Here is a 22,917-nt window from a genome sequence, read left to right as displayed (position 1 = left end):
AAACCGCCAGCGGGCCCTGTCCGAGGAAACCGGACAGGGCCCGAGTGGCCGTCAGTGCTACTTGACTACGACGGACGAGTACTCAAGCTGACGCCTGAAGTTGAGCTGGGCGGCGGTCAGCTTCTTGGAGCGGGCGCCGATGCCCTTCTCGACCCAGGTCGGGATCTTCGGCAGGTCGGCGACGGCGAGCTTCGCGGCCTGCTGGTACAGCTTGATCGACGCGGCCTTGTCGGCGGTGGTGCTTGCCTGGTCGAGCAGCCTGTCCACCTCGGCGTTGGAGTACCGCGCGTCGTTGGACGAGCCACCGGTCTTCACGATCGGCACCAGGAAGTTCTCGATCGACGGGTAGTCCGCCGACCAGTCCGAGCGGCCGAGGCCGGTCAGCTTGCTGCTGTTGACCACCTGGCGGAACTGGCCGAAGTTGGTCGCGGGCAGGAACTCGCACTCGACGCCCAGCGCGTTCTTGATGCTGTTGCACGCGGCCTCGAGCGGCTCCTTACGGCCACCGTCGGCGTTGGACATGATCGTGACCTTGCCCTGGAAACCGGTCGTGTCCCACAGCGCCTTGGCCTTCGCCGGGTCGTAGACGCAGGCCTCGCCGCAAGCACCCTTCTCGTAGCCCTCGATACCTTCCGGCACCAGGCCGTCGGCGGGAACGTAGGTGTTGTTGAGCACGGTCTTGGTGATCTGCTCACGGTTGATCGCCATCGAGATGGCCTTGCGCACGTTCGGGTTCTGGTACGCCGGTACGTAGGTCGGGACGGCCAGCGCGCTGATCGACAGCAGGTTCGCCCGCAGCACCTGGTCGCCGAGGTCCTTCTCGAACTTCCCGCCTGCCTTCGCCGACGGCGGCAGGGCCTCCATGAAGTCCAGGTTGTCCGACAGCAGGTCCTTGTAGGCCGCTTCCTGGCTGGAGTAGATCCGGATCGTCAGGTCCTTGAAGTTGACCTTCTTGGCGCCGCTGTACTCGTCGAACCTGGTCAGCTTGATGTCCACGTTCGGCGTGCGCGAGACGAACTTCAGCGGCCCGTTGCCGATCGGGTTCTTGGCGAACTCGTCCGGGCTCATCGTGAAGAACTTGTCCGGCAGCGGCGAGAACGGGTGGTAACCGATCTTCGACGGGAACACCGAGAACGGGCCGTTGAGGGTGACCTCGAAGGTGAGGTCGTCGATGACCTTCAGACCCGACATCTTGTCCACGGTGGGGTCCGGCGCCTTCTGCGGGCCGTCGGCACCGTCCGGGTCCTTCGGGTGGATCTCGTTGTAGCCCTGGATGTCGGAGAAGAACGACGCGGCCAGCTGCGAGTTCTTGCCGTTGGCGCCCCAGTTCCACGCGTCGACGAAGTTCTTGGCCTTGACCTCGGTCCCGTCGTGGAACTTGAAGCCCTTCTTGAGCTTGATCGTCCAGACCTTGGAGTCGGTCGTGGTGATCGAGTCGGCCACCTCGTTGTACGTGGCGCCGTCCTCCGGCTTGAACCCGACCAGCTTCGAGTACAGACCCTCCTGCATCTTGGCGCTGCCCGCATCCGTGGCGTTGGCCGGCAGCATGTTCGTCTCCGGCTCGGTGCCGTAGATCGAGATCGCGCCGTTCGGGTTGCCGCTGCCGGCATTCGGGGCGGTACTCGTGTTCGTGTTCGTGTTGCCGCCGCCTCCGCACGCCGACAGAACCAAGGCGAGCGTCAACGGCCCAGCCGTCCACGCCACCAGCCGTGGTTTACGCATGTGACTCCTCCACTACCCCAGCTGAGATCCCGAAGTGTGAGAGGACGTTAACTTGGTGGCTGAGTGCCTTTCACCTCAGAAGCAGTCACAGAAGAGTGACGATGTGGGGGATGTCCCCCAAACGGCTTAGTTCGAAAGTTGCGGACCCGGTCACAGCTGAGAGAGCGCTATACCGTCCAGAATGTCGTGCTCACTGACAGTGAGCTCGTCGATTCCGGTCAGCCGCTCGGCAAGAACCTGGAAAATCAGGCTGCCGCCGCCGATCACGTCCACCCGGCCGGGGTGGATCACCGGGTTCGCGGCGCGCTGCTCGTGATTGAGCGTGAGCAGCTGCTCACTGGTCTCGACCAGCTTCGGCTTGGCGATCCGGGACAGGTGGATCGCGTCGGAGTCGTACTCCGGCAGCCCCAAGGAAATCGCCGCCATCGTGGTCGCGGTGCCCGCCACGCCGATCCACGTGCGGGCCTCGTCCACCGGGACGACGTCGAACGCGGCCTGTAGCACCTGCTTGGCCAGCGCACGCGCCTCGGCGATCTCCTCAGCGGTCGGCGGATCGCTGCGCAGGCAGCGTTCGGTGATCCGGACGCAGCCGATGTCCGTCGACCGGGCGGCTTTCGGCGTCGCCTTGATGCCGTCCCACGTCCCCAGCACGAGTTCGGTCGACCCGCCGCCGACGTCGACGACCAGGAACGGGCCGTCGTCCGGGTCGAGGTCACCGACCGCGCCGGTGAACGCCAGCGAGGCCTCCTCGTCACCGGAGATCACCTCGGCGGGCGCGCCAAGCAGCGCCTCGGTCATCCCGAAGAAGTCGTCCCGGTTGCTCGCGTCCCGCGTCGCCGAGGTCGCCACCATCCGTACGCTCTCCGCGCCCTTGCGGCGCAGGATCGCGGTGTAGTCGGCGAGCGCGATCCTGGTGCGCTCCAACGCTTCCGGGTTGAGCATGCCGGTCGCGTCCACGCCCTGGCCGAGCCGGACCACGCGCTGCTCCCGGTGCACGTCACGCAACCAGGACGTGCCATCGTCCCGTTTGGTCACATCCGCGACGAGCAGACGGATCGAGTTAGTCCCGCAGTCGATGGCAGCAACCCTTGGCATACGGCCAATCTACTCGGGCTTGCAGGGATCCTCTTCCTCACCGGAGTCGGCACCCGCGGCCGCCGGGCTGGTTCCGGTCGACGGCTGCTGCGCGTCCGAACCCGACGGCGTGTTCGGCGCCGAAGTGGACGACGTCGTGGTCGGGGTGGGCTCACATGACGTCGACGGGGTCGTCGTCGATGGGTTCGACGGAACGCTGGGCGACGGCCGCGTGGTCGACGGGTTCGACGGCGGGTTCGACGGCAGCGGCGGCTTCGGCGTGACCGTCGTCTCCACAGGCGGATTCGTCGTACTCGTTGCCGGCGGCGGTGTGGTGGTGCTCGTCGGCGGAGGCGTCGTCGCGATCGGCGTCTGCGCGGGCGCTGCCTGAGCGTTCGGATCGATGGTGACGCCGGTGCCCCCAGTGCCTCCCGTCATCGGGGTGACGCCTGACTCGTACGCCTTCGCCCAGATCAACACGGTCGACACATAGCTGTTGGAGTGGTTGTAGCGGAAGACCGCGATGGCGCGCTGCTGGTCGTTGCTCATGTTGAGATCGCCAGAGCACAGGTACTTCGCCGCTGACAGCGCGGCGTCGAACATGTTGTGCGGGTTGGCCACCCGGTCGCCGTCGGCGTCCGACGCGTAGCCCTTCCACGTGCCAGGGATGAACTGGAACGGACCGACCGCGCGGTCCCACGACCGGTCACCGTCGAGCACGCCGCCGTCGGTGTCCTGGATCGCGGCGAACGCACCACCGTTGAGTACGGGGCCGAGGATCCGTTCGATCGTGTTGCCCTTGGCGTCGTACTGGCCACGACCGTGGTTCGACTCGATCCGGGCGATGCTCGCGAGCAGCGACCAGTGCATGTTGCACGTCCGGTGCGTCACGTTCACCATGTCCGCGGCCTTCTTGTACGCCTCGAGCGCCTTGCCCGGGATCATCAGCGCACCGGTGGGCGTGTTGATCGGGTCGCCGCCGGACGCCAGCGCGTTCGGGTCACCCGCGAGCCGCAGCAGCTCGTCGGACAGGCCGTCGACCTCGGGCAGCTGGCCGCTGGCGCCAAGGTCTTCCAGGTCGATGCCGAAGAAGCCACGGCCGAGGCCGTTGGCCACCGGCGTGAGGGAACGGTCGTCGGCGCTCCAGCCCGGCACGGTGTCGCCCGCCAGCGCGGCGGGCACAAGCAACAGCGCCGCGGTCACCGCCGCCAGTCCACGCTTCTGCCGCAGGTAACGCAGCACCTTCCGTCGGGCAGCCCTATTCGCAGGCGCTGGCACGAACGACACGGACCCGGCCTCCCCGGCTCTCTCGGCTCTCCTGTGGTGGCTCCGGTTCCCTAGCGTGCCTCATTCGCTCGGAACTTTCACGGGCCTTTAGTCTGTTTGGCGCAACCTCTCAGCAACTCGACAGTTACCAGTCATCCCTTGTTAGCGGCCGCGCAGTCTCCGGCAGGCCACTGGTCGGAGATCAACCGCAAGGTCTCGTCGCCGAACGGGTTCACGCCAGGTCCGCAGGCCAGCGCATGTGCCAAGTGGACGTGCAGGCACTTGACGCGGCCAGGCATCCCGCCCGCGCTGACCTGCGTGCCGAGCGATTCGATCTCGTCACGCTGCGCGAGATACGACTGGTGCGCTTTCTCATAGGCTTCCGCCAGCTGGACGTCCTCGGCCAGCCGCGCGGTCATCTCCTTCATCACGCCCGCGGCCTCGAGCGTGCTGCACAGCGACGTCAGCCGTGGGCACGTCAAGTAATAGAGCGTGGGGAACGGCGTGCCGTCCTCCAACCGCGGGCTGGTCTGCACGACCGCGACGTGACCGCTGGGGCAGCGGGCGGCGACGGCCCGCAACGCGCGCGGGGGCCTGCCGAGCTGGGCCGCCACTACCGCGCGATCCGCCTCGGTGACTGGCTCGAGATGCACCTATCTACTTTCCTTGATCGAGTCCCAGAGCGACTGGAACCACGGCTGCTGCGGCCCGGACGGCGACGCAGGCTGCTGACCAGGCTGAGCACCGGCGTCACCGGGCAGCTGGACCATGTACGGGGTCTCACCGGGCATCACGTACCGCAGTCGCCTGCGGGCCTCGGCCTGGATCTGCGCCGGGTCCGACAGCTGTGCCTTGCGCTCCTCCAGCTGCTGGACCTGGGCCCGCAGCTCGGCCTGGCGGCGTTCCTGGGTCGCGACCTCGTCCTGCTGGGAAAGGTACGTCCGCAGGGGCACCGCGATCGACAACGCCAACGCGGCCACCACCGTCGCCAGGACAGCAGCACGACGCGTGGTCGCCTGGCCCATCAGGCGCGCGACGAACCGCGAGTGCTGCTTCGGCTTGGGCGCCGGCCGCCTGCGCGGCGGCGGGCTACGGCGCTCTGTCTCGGCCGTTTCTGTCTTGTCGGCCGCTTCGGAGCGTCGTCCCGGCCGGGCACGCCGACCAGGACGCTCCGCACCGTCAGGTTTGTCCGGCGTGCCGGACTTGTCTGACTTGGTGGACCTGACGAACCCGCGCGTGAACCGGCCGCGCCGCGAAGCTGACCGCTCCGGGCGCTGCGGAACCTCGGCGGGTTCGTCGGCCATCAGTTCTCCGGGTTGAACCGCGGGAACGCGAGGTCCCCGGCGTAGCGGGCGGCGTCACCGAGGGTCTCCTCGATGCGCAGCAGCTGGTTGTACTTGGCGACACGCTCACTGCGCGCGGGCGCGCCGGTCTTGATCTGGCCGACGCCGGTGGCCACGGCCAAGTCGGCGATCGTGGTGTCCTCGGTTTCGCCGGACCGGTGACTCATCATGCTCTTGTAGCCGTAGGAAGTCGCGAGTGACACGGCGTCGAGCGTCTCGGAAAGCGTGCCGATCTGGTTGACCTTCACCAGCAGGGCGTTGGCCGCCCGGCGGGAGATGCCCTCCTCCAACCGCTCCGGGTTGGTGACGAACAGGTCGTCGCCGACCAGCTGGACGCGCTCGCCCAGTTCGGCGGTCATCCGCACCCAGCCGTCCCAGTCGTCCTCCGACAGCGGGTCCTCGATGGAGACCAGCGGGTAGTTGTCGACCAGCTCCTTGTAGTACGCCGTCATCTGCTCGGCGCTGCGCTTCTCACCTTCGAAGGTGTACGAGCCGTCGTTGAAGAACTCGGTCGCGGCGACGTCGAGGGCGAGGGCGATCTCGCGGCCGGGCCGGTAGCCCGCCTTCTCGATGGCGACCAGGATCAGGTCGAGCGCCTCCCGGTTGTTGGCGAGGCTGGGCGCGAACCCGCCCTCGTCACCCAGGCCGGTGGCCAGGCCGCGGCTCTTGAGCACGGACTTCAGTGAGTGGTACACCTCGGCGCCCCACCGCAGCGCCTCACGGAAGGAGTCGGCGCCGATCGGCGCGATCATGAACTCCTGGATGTCCACATCGGTGTCGGCGTGCGCGCCACCGTTGAGGATGTTCAGCATCGGCACGGGAAGCACGTGCGCGTTCGGGCCGCCCACGTAACGGAACAGCTCGAGCCCGCTCGACTCGGCCGCGGCCTTGGCGACCGCGAGGCTCACGCCGAGGATGGCGTTGGCGCCCAGCCGCGACTTGTCCGGCGTGCCGTCCAGGTCGACCAGCTTCTGGTCGACGACCCGCTGTTCGACGGCCTCGATGCCGGTCAGCTCCGGCCCGATCTCGTCGAGGACCGCGGTGACTGCTTTCTCAACGCCTTTGCCCAGGTAGCGGTTGCTGTCGCCGTCCCGGAGCTCAACGGCCTCGTGTTCACCTGTCGACGCACCGGACGGCACGGCCGCACGGGCCAGGGTGCCGTCGTCCAGCGCGACCTCCACCTCGACCGTCGGGTTGCCCCGTGAGTCGAGGATCTCGCGTGCGCCGACCTGCTCGATTACCGCCACTGGTTCCCTCCCAGCTTTGACCTTTAGTCCCCGCACAGCCTAGTCGTGCCACCGATGGCCACTGGTGCAAGGCAGCAGATCATTGGCCTCGGGGCGGGAGAGATCCGTAAAGTGGAGTGGATGAGCGACATGGTTGCGGCATTCCGGCAGGCCGAACAGCTTGTAGCCATGCGCAGACCGCTGGACGCGCTGGCCGCGTTGGCGCCCGTGCTCGAGGCGGAAGCGGACAAGCCGAGTGTGCAGCTGCTGGCTGGCCGCGCTTACCTCGGTTCGGCGCAGCTGCGCCGGGCAGAGGAAGCGTTCCGGAAGGTCATCGAACTCGACCCGAACGATCACTACGCCCACTTCGCCCTCGGCCGCGCGCTGCAGCGGCAAAGCCGGTACACCGAGGCGCGCCTGGAACTGAAGCTCGCCACGGCGATGCACCCGGTACCCGAGTACCAAGAGGCACTCAGCGAAGTGAACGCACGCATCGCCCTCAACGAGGACGTGGACTGACAAACCGCCCGAAAAGCCCGCCCCGGAGCAGCTGCCCCGGGGCGGACCTGTTTCACAACCGGTGAATCACGGGGTGTCGGTACCGCAGTCGAGCGAGTCGGCGGCACGGAAGTGCTGCGCGGCGATGACGGCCTGCGCATCAGCGTCGGTGCAGATCCAGCCACCCGGGCCGAAGACGTTGTCGAACTTCGGGTTGCTGACGTCCGAGTTGCGGATCACGTGGTACAGACCACGGTCGTAGACGCGGATCGGTGAGAGGGCGCCGTTGGGCGGGGTGTCCTCGGCCATCGTGTTCGGGGTCTTGCCAGGGGGCAACACCGAGTCGTCGATGTCGTTGAGCTTCAGGCCGGTGACGCCCCAGCCACGGGCCACCGAGAACGGCGCGATCGCGTTGGGGTCACCGACGACGACCGACGCGTCGTGCTCCTGCGACACGGCGGCGCAGTTGCCCAGGGTGTTCTCGGTCAGGCCGATGCTGGCCAGGAAGAACTGCCGGGTGCCCGAGCCGAGCTGCGGGACGTACGGCTTGAGCAGCGGCACGCAGTTGGGCGTGCTGCGGCTGTAGATGTCGTGCAGGTCCGCGGTGGTCGTGGTGGACGGCACGTTGGTCGTGGTGGCCGTCGCGTAGGTCAGACCGTCCCGCGCGAACTGGAGGAAGCTGTAGTTGGCCTCGACCGGGTTCGAGCCGCGGTAGCGCGAGGAGCGGGCGAAGTCGAGGTTGTGGGCGTCACCGTCGGCGATCAGCGCGTTGATGCCCGCGCTGGAGCCGTTCGGGCGGGTGATCGACGGGGCGCCGTCCTTCGGCGTGATCGGGCTGGAGCCGGTGGCGTGCCACGACGCGACCCAGTCGGCCGGACGCTGGTGCTCGGAGTTGTACAGGTCACCGAGCGCCTGCGTCAGGTCCTGGGTCGTGTCCGAACCGACGCCGACGATGTCCCCTCTCAGCGGCGTGGAGCCGGGGTCGGCAACCGCGTTGCCCGCGGCGAGGCTGACCACGGCCACGGCTGCCCCCAGCGTGACCGCCGCCTTGGAAAGGATGGAGCGCATGAAAAAATCTCCTTGTCCTTCAAAGGTTTCGCTCCGATCGGAGCTGGTTAGATCCTTTCCGCGGGCGGCACAGGCCAGCCACCGTGGCCGCGCGAAGACTGGTTTCCCGCCACACGCCTAGCTGCTTAACGAGCAACAAACTCCTGGCCGGGCCATGCGGGGTGAACCGGCGGTTCACCGGCTGGCCGGAAAACCGGCATAGCGTGGGCGTCCGACGAATACTGTCTGTCCTGGCGAGGAGTGTCGTGTCGACCGAGGAACTGGCACTGCCGATCGACGAAGAGCCCTTTCGTGGCAGCGAACTGGAAGCGGTCGACGTCTCCGCGTGGTTCGGTGACCACAAGGTGTTGCAACGGGTTTCGCTGGTGATGACGGCAGGCACCGTGACCGCGCTGATCGGGCCGTCCGGCTGCGGGAAGTCGACGTTCCTGCGCATCCTCAACCGGATGCACGAGCTGGTGCCGAGCGCGTCACTGGCCGGTGAGGTGCTGCTCGACGGGATGGACATCTACGAACCGGGCAAGCGGATCACCGAGACCCGCCGCCGGATCGGCATGGTCTTCCAGAAGCCCAACCCGTTCCCCGCGATGTCCATCGCGGACAACGTGACCGCCGGGCTGAAGCTGACCGGCACCAAGGCATCCCGGGCCGAGAAACAGGACCTCGTGGAAGAGTGCCTGCTGAAAGCCGGACTGTGGAAGGAAGTCCGCGACCGGCTCAAGCAGCCAGGCGGCGCCCTGTCCGGCGGCCAGCAGCAACGGCTGTGCATCGCGCGATCACTCGCCGTGCGCCCGGACGTCCTGCTGATGGACGAGCCATGTTCGGCACTGGACCCGACGTCGACCCGGCGGATCGAGGAGACCATCGCGGAACTGCGGCACGAGGTCACGATCGTGATCGTGACGCACAACATGCAACAGGCCGCCCGGGTCTCCCAGTACTGCGCGTTCTTCCTCGCCGAAGCCGGCACACCCGGCCAGATCGTCGAGGCGGGGCCGACGAAGACGATGTTCGAGAACCCGGCCGACCCGCGCACCTTCGACTACGTCAACGGCCGCTTCGGCTGATCGGTCACACCAGGTTCGGGAGCAGGGCGACTGCTCCCGAATGGTAGACCTGCCACATCGCCGCGACCACGGAATGCCGCCCCACCATGTTTCTCAACGATCCAACGGATCCGCGCCCACGCGAAGAATCCGATGGCGAGCACGAGACCTGTATCCACAGCGCCAGCTCGATCAGCTCACCAGTTTCCCGCGACAGCGCTTCCTCCTCCGGAAGTTGAGTACGCGGCCGACGGCCAGGCGTAGCCCTCACCAATGAGCAGGCCCCCGGAGGGAACACCCGAGTTTGTTGGTGGTTGCTCGGGCGCGCGTCGAGGCTCTTTGCGGGGAAGGCCCGGTTCCGGCGATACCCCTCGTTCGTCCTGCTACACCAGGTTCGGGAGCAGGGCGACTGCTCCCGCATGGTAGACCTGCCACGTCGCCGCGACCACGATCGGAACGCCGACCAGCCACGTTTCCCAACGGCCCCACCGGATCCGCGCCCACGCGAAGAACCCCACAGCGAGCACGAGAACCTGCAACCACAACACCAACTCGATCAGCACACCGGTGTCCCGCGACAGCGCTTCCTCCTCCGGAAGCTGAGTACGCGGCCGGCCGCCGGGCGCAGCGGAGGCCTCGCCGATGAGCGTGGTGTCCACGAACAAAGTCCGTTCTGGCCCGGTCAGATCGCCGCCTTCGGCGCTGACGAGGACCATCCGGCTGCCACCCCTGGCCAGTGCGGGTGGAATCGGATCGCCTTCCCTGCGAACACTGTCGACGCGATACGTGAACTTTCCCTGACCGGTCGTCGCGGTGACCTCATCGCCCGGTTGGAGCTTCCCGATCTCCTTGAACGGCGCTCCAAAGGTCTGCGCTCGTCCTAACAGGACGGATGTACCCGGCTGGCCGGGCAAGGGGCTCGTTCGCCGGTGGCCTGGGCCCTCGGCGAGCTGGCTGCCCGCCGTACCCTCGACCACCACTTGGGACAGTTGCAGTCCGGGGATCTCCAGCAGTGCCACGGGTGTGCCCGGGTCAATCTTCCCGCCGGTCGGCATGCTGATCTCGGCGAGTGTCTGCCTGGCCTGCGCGTACAGCACCGTCTGGCTGCGGTCCTGCTGGATCGGCGAGAGAACCAGCAGGTATCCGGCGAACCCCAGTGCGAGCACCGACAGAACCAGCAGTGCCTGCGTGAAAACCCGCGACTTCGTCATGAGCGGCGGAGTCGATCGGCCGCGGCCCGCAGTGCACGGCGGACGGGATGGTCAGGCTGAGTCCACACCATCGCACCGAACGCGATCAGACCGGCCAGCACCGCGATGGCCAGCAGGCCGGGCAGCACCCACTTGGCCAACCCGGACGAGTCGGTACGAGTGGCCACGGACGTCGCCGCTTTGTCCACAGTGGGCGCGCCCGTGGGCGACGCACTCGGCGAAGCGCCCGGGGCAGGCGCGTTGGCGCCCGCACCGCCGCCGCCAGCAGCCCCATTGGTGGCACCTCCGCCGCCGCCGACGGGCGGTAGCAATCCGGCCGCCGGGTCCTCGGCCAGACTTGCCGGTGGCGGCGGGACCTCGCCCTTCTGCTCGCGCACGGCCTTCGCCGCGTTGCGGGTCTGTTCCCGCAGCGGCTCGCTCAACGGCACGTAACCGTCCGGTAGCTGACCCGCCGCGTAGCCCCGGACCTGACCTGGCTCCGCCGCATAGTCAAGGAACTTCGCGTAGTTACCCGCCGTCGCCGGGCTCAGACCGGTTGTCGGAATTCCGGCGTACACAATGGACATCCCTGGGTACGCGTCGGGGTGCAGCTTCTCGAAGTCGGTGCTCAGCACACCGGTTTTCTCGTCGAGCTTGGTGCCACGCAACGCCTGCGCGACCGAGTAGTCGTCCGGCGCGACGAACTTGCCTGCAGCCGTCTGCAACGCGGCCTGCCGGAGCCCGTACACCTTCGAGTCCCCGAGTGATGTGACAGCCAGCATCGCCCGCTGTCCGCCGACCTGCCGCTGATCCTTCCGTTTGAAGACACAAGTCGGTGGTTTCGCCGGGTCCGGGTCCGGCGTGCAGGACCGGTTGATGAACGCCGTCGGCCACGCCTGCGTGGCCGCAACCGCGCCGACGTTGATGTTGTCCGCCGTGTTCGCGTGCTGCCCCAACAGTTTCTCGCCCTTGAACGGGCTTCGCTCGTCCGTGACGACCCAGTCGTCCCGCAGCTCCAACAGACCGACGGGCAGCTGGTAGTGGTGATACCACGGGTTGACGAACATGCCGTAACCGTCGTTGGCTCCGTTGAGCCACGCCACCGCGTCCTTGTCGGCCGCGATGTACGCCGTCAGCGCGTAGAGCGCGTCCATGTCACCGATCGAGAACACCGGGTACTCCGAACCTTCCCGCGTCAACGCGGCAAGACCGGCCAGGCTCGGGTTCAACGCGGCGAACTCCGGATCCGCGCCCCACCACTTGGGATTGTTCTTCAGCGCCGGGTGTTCCGCGCCCGCCGCGGCCGTCGTCCGGTAGGACTGGGTGAACAGCTTGGCCAGCAGCCGTGCGTTGAGTTTCAGCTCGGTCACCTCTTTGGTGCCGTCCGGCGCGTCCAGGATGAACGACACCGCCACGCTGCTCACGGTGACCGGCGCGTACACAAAGGGTTTGACCGGTTCGCCCGCCATTGCCCTTGACGTGAGCAGGGCGTTGGTCGACCCGTCCTGCCATGTGCTGGCGAGTGCGGTCCCGAAGAGCCCTCGAGCGTCACCGTCGGACAAAGCCGTGTAGCCGAGCTTGAACAGGTTCTCGTCGTTGCAGAACTTTGGGCGCCAGCTGTTGTTCAGCAGCTGGTACGCGTACCACGAGCCGGCCAGACCCGTCTCCAGCCGGTCGTCGAGCTTGCAGGCCTCGGGAGATTCCCGGAACGACAAATCGAACGCGACGCGGCGCGACCAGTTCGTCGGCCACATCCACGTAGTCGCGTTGCGCAGACTGGCGCTGGCGGAGGACAGGCACTGGGCGTCCCTGCTGGCGTTGCAGTGCGGATCACCGACCGGGATCACGACCAGGGAACAAGGACTGGTGCTGCCGCAGCCAAGGTGCTTCAGCTCGAACTCGGTCAGCAGCTCGATGTCGTGCTCACCTGAGCCGTTCGCGCCGGTTCTGCCCACATACGTGCCGGGCATGACCGCGTTGCTGGTCGCGACGGAGAAACCGGTCGGGTTGGTCTTGGTGACCTTGTCCTTGCCTTCCGCGTCCTTGCCCCAGCCCTCGCTGCTCTGCCAGCCGTTGTACAGCAGGCCGTCGTCGCGTGCCTTGAACGGCACCACGGAGTTCTCCGACGGCGTGTCACCGAAGACTGCTTTCGTCGCCGGGTCGGTGGCGTTGAACAACACATCGTGCAAGCCGAACCCCAGTCGCTGCGTACCGACGTTCGTCCCGGCGTTCCAGCAGGTCTGCTGGGTCACTTCGGCGGCTTTGCCCCAGCACTGCATGATCACCACCGGGTACGTGCCCTGCGCGGTGGTCGGCCGCAGCCCCGACCAGGACACCTTTACCTTCTGGTGCACCAGATCCGTCGTCTGCGACACGGTCACCGACGCCGTGTAACGCGTCCCGCCCTTGTCATAGCGGGCGTCCAACGGCTTGGTCTGCGTTTGTGCCGAGGAAACCGTCTGGCCAGCCGCGGGTATCGGCAGCAGAATCACCAGTCCGGCGGCGAGGAAGGCGATCACGTTGGTCAGTGCCAGCCACGGGATCGCGGTGGTGATCCGGGTTCTCATCTCGATGTCCCCTCTTGATCGGCGCGGATCGCACGCCGCCTGCTGACCGCCCGCGCGACAATCGCGGGAACCACTAGGACAAGCACAAGTTCGATGGCGGCGAGCACGCCCAGCATCGTGTTGGTGCCGGAGCGGCTGGCCGCGAGTTCGGTGGCGACACCACTCGCGCCGGAGCCCGTTCCATCGCCACCGCCGGATCCGATCGGCTCGCCGGTGATCGGGTCGATCTGCGGGCCGCCACCGTCGGGATTGTTCGGATCTCCGGTGCCGCCTGGGCCGCCGTTCTGCGAGCCGTTGCCGCCACCCGCCCCGCCAGCGCCACCACCCGCGCCGCCTCCGGCACCGCCACCACCGGCACCGCCGCCGCCACCGTTGCCACACGGTCCCTGCCCGGCCTTGTCGCACTCCTGCGGCATCGGCGCGGTCGTCGCCAGCTTGTTCGAGCCGGGGTTGTTCGGGTCGAACGTCGGGTTGTTGCATCCCCTGGCGTCCAACGACTTCTTCTCCGAGCCCGGGATCTTGTGCACCTGCTCGTAGCCGGCCTGCACCAGGTTCAGCGGCAGTGGTGAATACCCGAGTGGACCGGCTTTCTGCTGTCCCTGGCACAGGAAGTAGTAGGCGAAGGCGCCGAGCGTGAAGCCGGTCTCGTTGTTGATCTTCCCGTCGACGGCTGTCGGCAGGATCATGTACGAGTACGAGGAAAGCGGATATGTGCGCTTGTCGTCGAAAACGTAGACACCGCTCAGGTCCTGGGTCAGATACGTGGCCGGATCGTTCGGGTTGGATTTGTTGATCTTCGCTGCCTGCAGGGCCACCGCGACGTTGTAATCGGTCGGCTCGGTGAAGTACCCGGCGTTGTTGAGCACCTTGGCCACTGGGAAGTTCTGCGCCCGTGCGTAGGAATATTCGACGTAGCCGATCGCGCCTTCGCCGTACTGGGCCGAGATGTACTGCGCCATGTCGGTGGAACTGCCCTTGGCCACCGATCCGGCGACCTGCGGGAAGTACGACGTCATGCCGCGTTTCCAGATGTTGCCGTGCCGTTCGGCCATCCACTTGGTGAACTGGGCCGATGTGCCCGAGCCGTCCGAGCGGATGATCGGGATGATCTTCTTCGAGGGCAGCGCCTCACCGTTCATGTCCTTGGTGATCGCCGGATCAGCCCAGTTGGTGATCTCACCGGCGAAGATCCTCGTAATGGTCTCGCCGGACAGCCGCACGTTGCGCACCAGCTGCCCGCCCTTTCGCAGGTGGTACATGAACGCGGTACCGCCTGCCACGATCGGCATGTAGGCGAACGGCCGGTTGTTCGAGTTGTCCGTCGTGCCAGTGAGTTCGTCCCTGATCCCGTACGGGATCTCCGACACACCGAAGTGCGTGAGCTTCTGGGCGAACTGCAGCCTGCCCTGGCTGGACCCGATCGCGCCGTAGTCCACTCGCATACCGACGTTCTTCACGTCCGCGACCCACTGCGCCAGCGCGTTCCCGCTCCACGTCGAACCGGAACCGTTGATCTGCACGTAGTTCTGCGCCTGCGCCGATCCGACGGACGATGTCACGGCGAGTAGGACGGCGACGACCAGCATGGCGGCCATCCGCTTCATCATCAGTCACCTTCCGGTCTTCGACCGCTGCGCGACGACGCGCGCGACCACGAACAACAGCAACACGACGAGCAGCAGAACCGTTGCGGCGCCGAACGCACGTGCTTGGTCCACCAGCTCAGGAGATCGGGACAGCTGATAGGTCATCAGCGGCAGCGAGACCATCGGCCCCGACGTCGGATCGAACGACAGGTACGTCGTGTACCCGGCGGTGAGCAGCACCGGGGACGTCTCACCGATGCCACGGGCGATGCCCAGGATCAGTGCGGTGGCCAGCGCCGGACGCGCGGTCGGCAGCACGACTCGCCACACGGTCTGCCACTGCGACGCGCCAAGTGCGAGGCTGGCCTCGCGCAGGCCACCCGGCACGACCCGCAGAACCACCTCGGCCGACCGGGCGATGATCGGCAGCATCATCACGCTGATCGCCAGCGCCGCGGCCAGGCCGCTGCGCTGGAAACCGGCCATCAGCACCACGGTGGTCAGGATGAACAGACCGGCCACAATGGACGGCAACGCGGTCATCGCCTCGACGACCGTCCGAACCAGACGGGCGGCCCGGCCGCCGACTTCGTTGAGGTACACCGCGGTCCCGATGCCAAGCGGCAACGTGATCACGACCGCGATCAGGATCTCCACCAGTGTGCCCACCAGGGCGTGCAGCACACCGCCGACGGTGAGCGGGTCGAGCGGGCCCGCGCTGCTCAGGTCGGTGGTGAAGAAGTTGACGTGGATCAACGCTTCCGCGCCGCGGACCGCGGTGTAGCCGATCACGAGCAGAACGCAGAGCCCGACCAAACCGGCGAACGCGTGAACCACGGCGGACACCACCCGGTCAGCCATGACCACGCGCGGATGCCTCATGGCCGTGACGCCCGCGTACATCAACACGAACACCACGAACCAGGACACGAAGAAACCCAGGGGACCCGATGTCGGCAACACGTTCTCGTACAGCACCCACACCAGGCCGAGCGCGCCGAGCACCGAACCCACTGCCGCGAGTACGTCGTCGAGTGTCCTGCTGTGCAGTTCCCGCTTGCGCGGCTCGTCGTCGACGATCTCCGGTTCGGGTGCGGCAAGTTCCTCGTGAACGGACTCTTCTGAGATGGTCGGTGCCGCCACTGTCGTTCTCCCCCGTCAGATTTCGGTGGCTGACCCGCTGCGGGTACGGGCCACGATCGTCGACGCGATGGTGTTGACCACCAACGTGAACAGGAACAGCACCAGGCCTGCGGCCATCAGCGAGGACAGCTGGGACTGTGTCGCCTCACCGAATCGGAGTGCGATCAGCGAAGAGATCGTCACGCCGCCGTTCTCCAGGATGCGGAACCGGATGTCGAACACCGGCGCCAAGATCATCACCACGGCGATCGTCTCGCCGAGCGCGCGCCCCAACGCGAGCATCGTGCCGCCGATGATGCCGCCCTTGCCGAACGGCAGCACGACCGAACGGATCATGCCCCAGCGGGTGGATCCCAGTGCCAGTGCGCCTTCCCGCTCACCGAGGGGTGCCTGCGAGAACACCTCACGCATGATCGCCGCGGCGAACGGCAGCACCATCATCGCCACCACCATCCCCGCGATGAACGGTGACGAGGTGTACATCGACTGCTCCCACGCGGCCGCGTTCACGTCGGTGCGCACGTCGAAGAACGGCAGGAAGCCGAGGTACTTCGACAGCCAGCGAGACAGGTAGATCATGTGTGGTGTCAGGAAGACGAACCCGAACAGGCCGTACACCACACTGGGGATCGCCGCCATCAGGTCCAGTAAGGCGATCAGTGAACCCTTGAGCCGTCCGGGCGCGTATTCCGAGATGTACAGGGCAGTCATCAGTGCCAGTGGGAAGGCCACCACGATCGCGACTCCGGCGACCTGCAACGTGAACAGCCCGACCGCAGCGATACCGAGCTTCTCCTGGTTCGGGATGAACGACGGCTCGGTGAAGAAGTCGAAGCCGAACGTCCGCAGGGTCGGAACCGCCTGGTAGGCAAGAAAAAGGCCGATCGCCCCCATGATCACGAGCACGGTGATGCCCGCCGCGCGCACCACGCCCCGGAAGACCCGGTCGGACAGCGGTACTGACGGCCGCACCGGTCTTGGCCGGTCGACGTCCGTGGTCATCAGCTCGCGATCCTCCCCAGTTCCCAGGTTTGCGTGCACCAGCCAAACCGGCGGTCATGTCCGGTTCCGGCACGTGAGGTGAACGCGCAGCCAACGAGCCACTGCCGCCACACGGCCTTTCGGGCGTGCGGGTACTTCTGCCAGCCGGAGCCGGCAAAAGTACCCGCGAGAAAACTCAGTTCAGCGTTGTCTGGTAGGTGCCGAAGAGAAAGCCCGCGGTGAACAGGCCGGTGAAGCCAAGGGCATCGTTGAGCCCCTTCGCGCCCGCCTCGGTCAGCACCAGCTTGGCACCGTCGATCTTGAACAGGTCGATCCGCTCACCGCCGTTGACCCACGCCTTGACCACACCGGTCCTGGTGTTGACGACCGGCGCGTAGGCGAAGAAGCACTTGTCGTTGGCGGTGAACTTGAACCCACCGGCCAGCTCAGTGGTGCCGTCGTGCGGGTATCCGAAGACCGGGAACGTGTACGCAGGTGCGGCCGCGGTGGCCGGTCTTAACGTGTCCAGCTCAACCTTGAAGAACCGCAACGCGAAGGCAGCCCCGGAGTCCACTGTGACAACGGTCTGGCCCTTGACGAACCTGGCTTCGTACGCGGTTTCCGCATTGGCGGGTACCACCGATACGGCCATCACACCGGCCGCGAGCATTGCGCTGACAATCCCGGAGAGCAAGCGTGTACGCAAGGTTTCCTCCTTCGTGGCAAGCGGAGTGCGTGCGCTGGAAATCTTCGAACCCAGCGCGAGGCACCGAGAAGGCCTTCCGCACCGTGTTCGCACGCCTGCCAAGGGTGGGAGCAGGCGCGTTCATGTGGTTGTCAATTAACGACATTCGTTGTTCGGCCGCGGTGTCCCGGCTGGAACACCATTACCGATGAGTCCAGCGACGCCTCGCCGACCCGCCTGATGAACCGCTTCGCGGCCAGGTCAGCGTCGATCTTGCGGGCGAACCCCTGCGCCGACCTGGCAATGGGCACGTCTGAAATGGACAGTTGCCACCACCACTGGCCGGCGAGCGACCGTTCGAATTCCAGCCGGGCGTCCTGTGCGACATCCCGCAGCGCGTCCAATTCCCGCACAGCGGAGCCGTGATCGGTATGCCCTCGTACTGAAACCCCCAGTACACGGTTGTTGCCGCCGAGCAGCCGCCATCTGACGCCGCTGCCATCCGTTCTGAAACATTGGAATCTCGCCATATCCCCTCCCCGACCGAGAACGGGTCACCGATCCGCGGTCGGGGCCGACAATTCATCCCATGGGTGGATTCCAGAGCGTGCGGAAGGTGAACGCCACACGCGCAGTGGATTAACGGGAAGTAAGCAGACGCATCCGTTCGACCAAACGGGTGCCGCTCACTGGGACTGCACGGCCTTGGCGTAGGCGTCCTGGCCGCTGAACACGTCTCTGGCGTACGAGACAGACTCGTTGTACGTCATCACGGCCTTCCACCAGCCCTGCGGACTGGTCAGCTCGTTGTCGCCGACCGCGCACAGGTACCGGGCGGCCGTCGCCGCGGCGTCGTCCACCTGCTGTGGGTCGGCGGGTTGACCGTCACCGCTGACCCGAACGGCATAGCGCTTCCACGTGGTCGGGATGAACTGCATCGGGCCGACCGCGCGGTCCCAGGTGGTGTCCTGGTCCATCGCACCCTTGTCGGTGTCCTTGACCGCACGGAAGCCGGGCGAACCGTCCAGCGGGACGCCGATGATCGGCTTGGACAGCGTGCCGTCCTGGTTGATCGAGGTGCTGTTGATCCGGCCGTGGAACGACTCCTTGCGGCCGATGCCCGCGAGCATCGTCCACGAAATCCCACAAGCGGGGTCGGTCTGCCGCTGGAGTTCCTCGGCCTTGGCGTACGCGACGAGCATTCGCTCGGGGATCTGCATCCGGCGGCTCAACTCGGGCACCCTGGCCATGTCGATCGGCGGTGCCTGGAACGGCACTGTCGTGCGCGCCTGCGGCGTGAGCTCGGGCACGGGGAACGCCTGCGGGCGACGCCGCGGCTCCTCGCCGTCATCGCGCAGCACGAGGTAGGCAGCCACGATCACGCCCACCAGCAGGCCGAGGATAAGGACCTTGGGCACGCCGCGCCTTTTGGGCCTGCGTCGCTGGGGCGGTGATGGAGCGATCGGCAGGGAGGAAGTCATCGAAGCCCACCATACGCAATTCGCGTATACGCGGAGTGAGATGACCAGCCGGACGCGCGAAAGATGTTCAGGTTGCGGTGACAGTCGTCGCATTTTCCCGGCGCGATACGGTGGATTCATGAACGATCTTGCGCCAACCGGAGTCCTCCGCGTCTCGATCAACCTAGGCAATCCCGTCCTGGCCCAGGGAACAGCGGCAGAGCCGACTGGCGTGACCGTGGACATCGCCAGGGAACTGGGCAGGCGCCTGGATGTACCGGTGGAGTTCCTGTGCTTCGACGCGGCGAAGAAGTCGTTCGAGTCAATGAAGTCCGGGCAATCGGACATTTGTTTCCTCGCCATCGAACCCGCACGGGCTGCGGAGGTCGCATTCACGGCGCCTTATGTGCTGATTGAGGGCGTGTTCGCGGTACCGGTCGATTCGGAGTTGAAGACCGTTTCGGACGTGGACCGGGAAGGCGTGCGAATCGGCGTGAAGGAAGGTTCGGCCTACGACTTGTACCTGACCAGGACTCTGCAGAACGCTTCGATAGTCCGCGGTTCAGAGGGAACGACGGTGTTTGTGGAGCAGGATTTGGAAGCGGCGGCGGGGATCCGGCAGCCGCTGACCGAGTTCGTCACGGCTTATCCGGAGTACCGGCTGGTCGAGGGCGCTTTCATGCAGATCCAGCAGGCGGTTGGGACTACGAGGTCGCGGTCAGCGGAGAGCGTGGAGTTCTTGCGTGCGGTGGTGGAGGAGTTGAAAGCCAACGGCTTCGTCGCCGAGTCTCTGCGGCGGTCGAACCAGCCTGGCGCCCAGGTCGCCCCACCTGCTTGAGTAGGCCGCCAGGCTGGTCATCATCCAAGAACACCCGTGCGATGCCTCAGCTACAGCTCAGGCAGCGCGGGCGGGCTGACGGCTGGGCGGGTTTCCAGGGCCTCCAGTGCCAGCCTCACCGCGGTATCCAACTGCGGGTCGCGTCCTGCGGCGTAATCCATTGGCGTGATCGGCACTTCGACGTCCGGCTCGACGCCATGGTTCTCGACGCCCCAGCCGGGGCCTTCGAGCCAGGTGGCGTAGCAAGGCTGGGTCACGAGTGTTCCGTCGACCAGGTGGTAACGGCTGTCGATTCCGATCGTTCCGCCCCACGTCCGCATGCCCACGACGGGCCCGAGCCCCAAGGCTTTGATCGCGGCGTTGACGATGTCGCCGTCGGAGCCGCTCTGCTCATCGGCCACGGCCACGATTGGGCCGCGGGGGGCGTCCTGGGGATATGACTCTGGTCGTGCGCCGTCCCGGCTGATCTGCCAGCCGACCACTCGGCGGGCCAGTTTTTCCACTACCAGCTGGGAAAGGTGGCCGCCGCGATTCTCCCGGATGTCCACAACCAACGCCTCGCGGCGCATTTCCAGCCGAAGATCCCGGTGCAGTTGCGCCCATCCCGCCGACAGCATGTCGGGCAGGTGCAAATACCCGACGCGTCCCTCGGACAGTGAGTGCACGTGCTCGCGGCGCTCGGCGACCCAAGCGTGATACCGCAAAGCCGTGTCATCCAACAAAGGCACGACGACAACCCGCCGCGAAGCCCCGCCTGCCGCCGGACCAATGGTCAGCTCGACTGGCTTTCCTGCGGAACCAGCCAAAAGTGCCGATGGGCCCAACGCTCCCACTGCGCGTCCGTCGACCGCCAGAATCGCGTCGCCGACGCGGACTCCGACACCGGGAGCACGCAACGGCGAGCGGGCGTCGGGATCTGACGTCTCCGTCGGCAGAATCCTGTCGATCCGCCAAACGCCCTCGGCATCGGGTGAGAAGTCCGCGCCGAGCAAACCGACTCGCACCCGTGAATCCGGCGAGTCCCGTGTCTCGTAGACATACGCGTGCGAAGTTCCCAGTTCGCCCTGAACCTCCCAGATGAGGTCCACGAGATCATCGTAGGAACCCAATCGTGGCAACAAGGTCCGGTAACGCGCGAGCTGGGCGTCCCAGTCGACGCCGCCCATGTCGCTGCGCCAGAAGTGGTCCCGCATCAGCCGTCCGGCCTCGTTGTAGGACTGGCGCCATTCCGCGGGCGGGTCGACGGTTACGCGGATCCGCGACAGGTCAACGTCCACATTGTCCGAGCTGTCGTCGTCTGCCTTGTGCTCCGAGGGCAAGACGCGCAGTGATCGTCCATCGTGGACGACGATCCGCTTGCCGTCACCGCTGACCCAGAACTGGTCGAGGGTGTCGACCAGAGTCTCGGTACGTCGCTTGTCGAAGTCGAATCGCACCAACGACGACCTGGGTGGGCTTTCGTCGGTCGAAGCGAGGTCGTGCCCGAGTTCGCCGGACAACGGGCGCGTCATCCACAGCACACCGTCCTTGGCCGGGTACAACGACCAATACCTGGCCGACGCCACTGGGAACGGCACTAGCCGGTCGGAAATCCCTTCGACGTCAACGGAAACCCGCGGTGTTGTCTCCTCGTCGTCATCCTTGTCGTCATCGTCGGACTCGGTGACCGGACGCCCCTGGACCTGCGGCGCGAAGGGCGATGGTGTTGTCGCCGACAATGGCACCAGGTAAGGGCGTGATCCGCTCGCGAAGTACATGTCGAACACGTGCGCGTCGTAGCGCGGATCGAAGCTTCGCGCCGACAGGAACGCCAGGTACTTGCCGTCCGCGGTGAAAACCGGTTCGTGATCGTCGAACCGTAACGGCGTGACGTCTACTATGGACAAATTGGTGGTGTCGGCCATCTTGATCTGACGCAGCGGGGACGGCCCTGGATGGGACCACGCGAGCCAGCCGGAGTCCGGCGAGAACTGCAAACCCGTCGGATCGCCATCACGAACCTCCGTGACAGCACGAATTTCGCCCGTTTCGACCTCGACAAGCAAAACACGGCCATTGTCGGTGACCAGTCCGACCCTGCGGCCGTCTGGCGCGGCGACCAGCTCATGGACACGCCCGATTTGCCCCGAGCCGATGCGCCTGGGTGCGCCCCCTTCAACTGGCACGATTTCCAGCGCTTCATCGCCCTCGACATCCGTGACCCAGATGACGTGGCCAGTCGTCCCAAGGACTTGCGGAAGTCGCGCCCGCACACCGGGTTCCGCAGACAGGGCACGGGCGGGCCCGTCCTGGTGCGTCAACCAGTGCACGGTCCCGCGCACCTCGACGGCACTCGCCCGGCCGGTGTGGTCGGGAGCGACGTCACCGACGGACCACCGTGCCGAGATCGGGTACCGCTGACGGGAAACTCGCGGCCCGCCAAGCCTGATCGACAGTCGACGCGGCTCGGCGTCGAGACTGTCCAAGATCCACAGATCACCCGCTGAGTGGTACACCACGCGGGCGCCGTCGGTGGACGCGTTGCGCGCGTAGAACTCGTGATCGGTGTGCTGCCGCAGATCCGTGCCGTCCGGCAGGCACGAGTACACGTTGCCAACGCCCGAATGGTCGGACAGGAACGCGATCCGATCGCCGATCCACATCGGCGAAACCAAGCTGGAGTCCAGTTCGGACAGGATGCGGGTGAATTCGCCGGAACCCGCCACGTCCACCCAGAACCGGCCGACCGTGCCGCCTCGGTAGCGCTTCCAATACGCCGGATCGTCCGAGTCACGTGTCTGCACGAGCACCGCGCCGTCCTCGCGGTACGTGATGTCCCCGACCGGACCCCACGGCAACTGTCGCGGCTGACCGTCGAGCGGGATCGCGTACGCCCAGGTGCGACGGAATTGTGCTTGCGACACGGAACTGATCGCGAGCACCTCGCCTGCCGGGTTCCAGCCGAGGGCCGTGGTTTTGACTGAGCCCCAATGAGTCAGCCTGCGGCTTTCCCCGCCGTCCACGGGCGCGACGTGCACCTCGGGCTCGACGTCCCTGGTGCTGGTCCACGCGATGTGGCTGCCGTCAGGGGAAATCCGCGGGCGGGCCACCGCCATCTGATCGGCGGACACCCGCCAGGCGCGGCCACCGTCCATCGGCGCCAGCCAGACATCGTCCTCGGCCACGAACGTGACGAGGTCGCCATGCAGGTGGGGAAACCGCAGATACGCGTCACTCACTCGACC

At 66.5% G+C, this 22,917-nt stretch carries 19 protein-coding genes; 3 read left to right on the top strand and 16 right to left on the bottom strand.

The window, feature by feature from the left end; translation table 11 throughout:
- Nucleotides 1-57: 57 nt before the first annotated feature.
- From B9C43_RS25510 to eno, 6 genes are all read right to left on the bottom strand, one after another.
- Nucleotides 58-1,722: a peptide ABC transporter substrate-binding protein gene (locus tag B9C43_RS25510; protein ID WP_033385202.1), complete on the bottom strand. Its 1,665-nt coding sequence runs from the start codon at nt 1,720-1,722 to the stop codon at nt 58-60.
- A gap of 150 nt (nt 1,723-1,872) precedes the next feature.
- On the bottom strand, nt 1,873-2,817 hold the full coding sequence (locus B9C43_RS25505; RefSeq protein ID WP_084429598.1) for a Ppx/GppA phosphatase family protein: 945 nt from the start codon (nt 2,815-2,817) through the stop codon (nt 1,873-1,875).
- 9 nt (nt 2,818-2,826) lie between these two features.
- Nucleotides 2,827-4,083, bottom strand: a complete 1,257-nt coding sequence (locus tag B9C43_RS25500) for a lytic transglycosylase domain-containing protein (RefSeq protein ID WP_143446585.1) — start codon at nt 4,081-4,083, stop codon at nt 2,827-2,829.
- Nucleotides 4,084-4,214: 131 nt separating this feature from the next.
- Nucleotides 4,215-4,715: a DUF501 domain-containing protein gene (locus B9C43_RS25495; RefSeq protein WP_084429596.1), complete on the bottom strand. Its 501-nt coding sequence runs from the start codon at nt 4,713-4,715 to the stop codon at nt 4,215-4,217.
- Entirely contained in the window at nt 4,716-5,366 is a 651-nt protein-coding gene (locus B9C43_RS55775) for an FtsB family cell division protein (RefSeq protein WP_143446584.1), read from the bottom strand.
- A complete protein-coding gene (gene eno, locus B9C43_RS25485; RefSeq protein ID WP_084429595.1) occupies nt 5,366-6,652 on the bottom strand; it encodes a phosphopyruvate hydratase in 1,287 nt (428 codons plus the stop codon). The genes B9C43_RS55775 and eno overlap by 1 nt, the downstream gene beginning before the upstream one ends.
- A 120-nt stretch (nt 6,653-6,772) precedes the next feature.
- Between eno and B9C43_RS25480 the strand changes: the two genes are divergently transcribed.
- Nucleotides 6,773-7,150 carry a tetratricopeptide repeat protein gene (locus B9C43_RS25480; RefSeq protein WP_051896153.1) on the top strand — a complete coding sequence of 126 codons (378 nt, stop codon included), beginning with the start codon at nt 6,773-6,775 and terminating at the stop codon, nt 7,148-7,150.
- Between the two features lie 66 nt (nt 7,151-7,216).
- Here the strand turns inward: B9C43_RS25480 and B9C43_RS25475 are convergent, their stop codons facing one another.
- On the bottom strand, nt 7,217-8,197 hold the full coding sequence (locus B9C43_RS25475) for a type 2 periplasmic-binding domain-containing protein (RefSeq protein WP_084429594.1): 981 nt from the start codon (nt 8,195-8,197) through the stop codon (nt 7,217-7,219).
- Between the two features lie 266 nt (nt 8,198-8,463).
- Here B9C43_RS25475 and B9C43_RS25470 point away from each other — a divergent pair, with 266 nt between their 5' ends.
- A complete protein-coding gene (locus tag B9C43_RS25470; protein WP_143446619.1) occupies nt 8,464-9,264 on the top strand; it encodes a phosphate ABC transporter ATP-binding protein in 801 nt (266 codons plus the stop codon).
- 362 nt (nt 9,265-9,626) lie between these two features.
- Here the strand turns inward: B9C43_RS25470 and B9C43_RS25465 are convergent, their stop codons facing one another.
- The 8 genes from B9C43_RS25465 to B9C43_RS25430 form a co-directional block, all read right to left on the bottom strand.
- On the bottom strand, nt 9,627-10,454 hold the full coding sequence (locus B9C43_RS25465; protein ID WP_084429593.1) for a sortase domain-containing protein: 828 nt from the start codon (nt 10,452-10,454) through the stop codon (nt 9,627-9,629).
- Nucleotides 10,451-13,000 (bottom strand): hypothetical protein, encoded by a 2,550-nt coding sequence (locus B9C43_RS25460; RefSeq protein WP_084429592.1) that lies wholly within the window; start codon nt 12,998-13,000, stop codon nt 10,451-10,453. Before B9C43_RS25460 ends, B9C43_RS25465 begins: the two co-directional genes overlap by 4 nt.
- Entirely contained in the window at nt 12,997-14,607 is a 1,611-nt protein-coding gene (locus B9C43_RS25455) for a phosphate ABC transporter substrate-binding protein PstS (protein WP_200825691.1), read from the bottom strand. Before B9C43_RS25455 ends, B9C43_RS25460 begins: the two co-directional genes overlap by 4 nt.
- Nucleotides 14,608-14,610: 3 nt before the next feature.
- On the bottom strand, nt 14,611-15,729 hold the full coding sequence (gene pstA / locus B9C43_RS25450; protein WP_200825690.1) for a phosphate ABC transporter permease PstA: 1,119 nt from the start codon (nt 15,727-15,729) through the stop codon (nt 14,611-14,613).
- A 15-nt stretch (nt 15,730-15,744) separates the two neighbouring features.
- A complete protein-coding gene (pstC, locus tag B9C43_RS25445) occupies nt 15,745-16,731 on the bottom strand; it encodes a phosphate ABC transporter permease subunit PstC (protein WP_051896158.1) in 987 nt (328 codons plus the stop codon).
- 175 nt (nt 16,732-16,906) lie between these two features.
- The gene (locus B9C43_RS25440; protein WP_143446583.1) at nt 16,907-17,416 is read right to left on the bottom strand and encodes a hypothetical protein; all 510 of its coding nucleotides are present in this window, start codon (nt 17,414-17,416) and stop codon (nt 16,907-16,909) included.
- Between the two features lie 131 nt (nt 17,417-17,547).
- The gene (locus B9C43_RS25435) at nt 17,548-17,925 is read right to left on the bottom strand and encodes a YegP family protein (RefSeq protein ID WP_143446582.1); all 378 of its coding nucleotides are present in this window, start codon (nt 17,923-17,925) and stop codon (nt 17,548-17,550) included.
- Nucleotides 17,926-18,081: 156 nt separating this feature from the next.
- Complete coding sequence (locus tag B9C43_RS25430; RefSeq protein WP_033385234.1) at nt 18,082-18,813, bottom strand: lytic transglycosylase domain-containing protein; 732 nt, start codon at nt 18,811-18,813, stop codon at nt 18,082-18,084.
- Nucleotides 18,814-18,994: 181 nt separating this feature from the next.
- Between B9C43_RS25430 and B9C43_RS25425 the strand changes: the two genes are divergently transcribed.
- Nucleotides 18,995-19,693, top strand: a complete 699-nt coding sequence (locus tag B9C43_RS25425; protein WP_084429841.1) for a transporter substrate-binding domain-containing protein — start codon at nt 18,995-18,997, stop codon at nt 19,691-19,693.
- Nucleotides 19,694-19,743: 50 nt separating this feature from the next.
- Here B9C43_RS25425 and B9C43_RS25420 read toward each other — a convergent pair whose 3' ends face one another.
- Nucleotides 19,744-22,911, bottom strand: a complete 3,168-nt coding sequence (locus B9C43_RS25420; protein WP_200825689.1) for a S41 family peptidase — start codon at nt 22,909-22,911, stop codon at nt 19,744-19,746.
- Nucleotides 22,912-22,917: the final 6 nt, after the last annotated feature.

Origin of the sequence: Kibdelosporangium aridum (assembly GCF_900176515.1) — a bacterium.
Taxonomy (GTDB): domain Bacteria; phylum Actinomycetota; class Actinomycetes; order Mycobacteriales; family Pseudonocardiaceae; genus Kibdelosporangium; species Kibdelosporangium aridum.
This window is presented reverse-complemented; position numbering and strand designations above follow the sequence as displayed.

Bases quoted from the DNA above. Each gene is read 5' to 3' on its own strand.
- B9C43_RS25510 (WP_033385202.1), bottom strand. From the start codon at position 1,722: ATGCGTAAACCACGGCTGGTGGCGTGGACGGCTGGGCCGTTGACGCTC.
- B9C43_RS25505 (WP_084429598.1), bottom strand. From the start codon at position 2,817: ATGCCAAGGGTTGCTGCCATCGACTGCGGGACTAACTCGATCCGTCTG.
- B9C43_RS55775 (WP_143446584.1), bottom strand. From the start codon at position 5,366: ATGGCCGACGAACCCGCCGAGGTTCCGCAGCGCCCGGAGCGGTCAGCT.
- B9C43_RS25480 (WP_051896153.1), top strand. From the start codon at position 6,773: ATGAGCGACATGGTTGCGGCATTCCGGCAGGCCGAACAGCTTGTAGCC.
- B9C43_RS25475 (WP_084429594.1), bottom strand. From the start codon at position 8,197: ATGCGCTCCATCCTTTCCAAGGCGGCGGTCACGCTGGGGGCAGCCGTG.
- B9C43_RS25465 (WP_084429593.1), bottom strand. From the start codon at position 10,454: ATGACGAAGTCGCGGGTTTTCACGCAGGCACTGCTGGTTCTGTCGGTG.
- B9C43_RS25460 (WP_084429592.1), bottom strand. From the start codon at position 13,000: ATGAGAACCCGGATCACCACCGCGATCCCGTGGCTGGCACTGACCAAC.
- B9C43_RS25455 (WP_200825691.1), bottom strand. From the start codon at position 14,607: ATGATGAAGCGGATGGCCGCCATGCTGGTCGTCGCCGTCCTACTCGCC.
- pstC (WP_051896158.1), bottom strand. From the start codon at position 16,731: ATGACCACGGACGTCGACCGGCCAAGACCGGTGCGGCCGTCAGTACCG.
- B9C43_RS25435 (WP_143446582.1), bottom strand. From the start codon at position 17,925: ATGGCGAGATTCCAATGTTTCAGAACGGATGGCAGCGGCGTCAGATGG.
- B9C43_RS25425 (WP_084429841.1), top strand. From the start codon at position 18,995: ATGAACGATCTTGCGCCAACCGGAGTCCTCCGCGTCTCGATCAACCTA.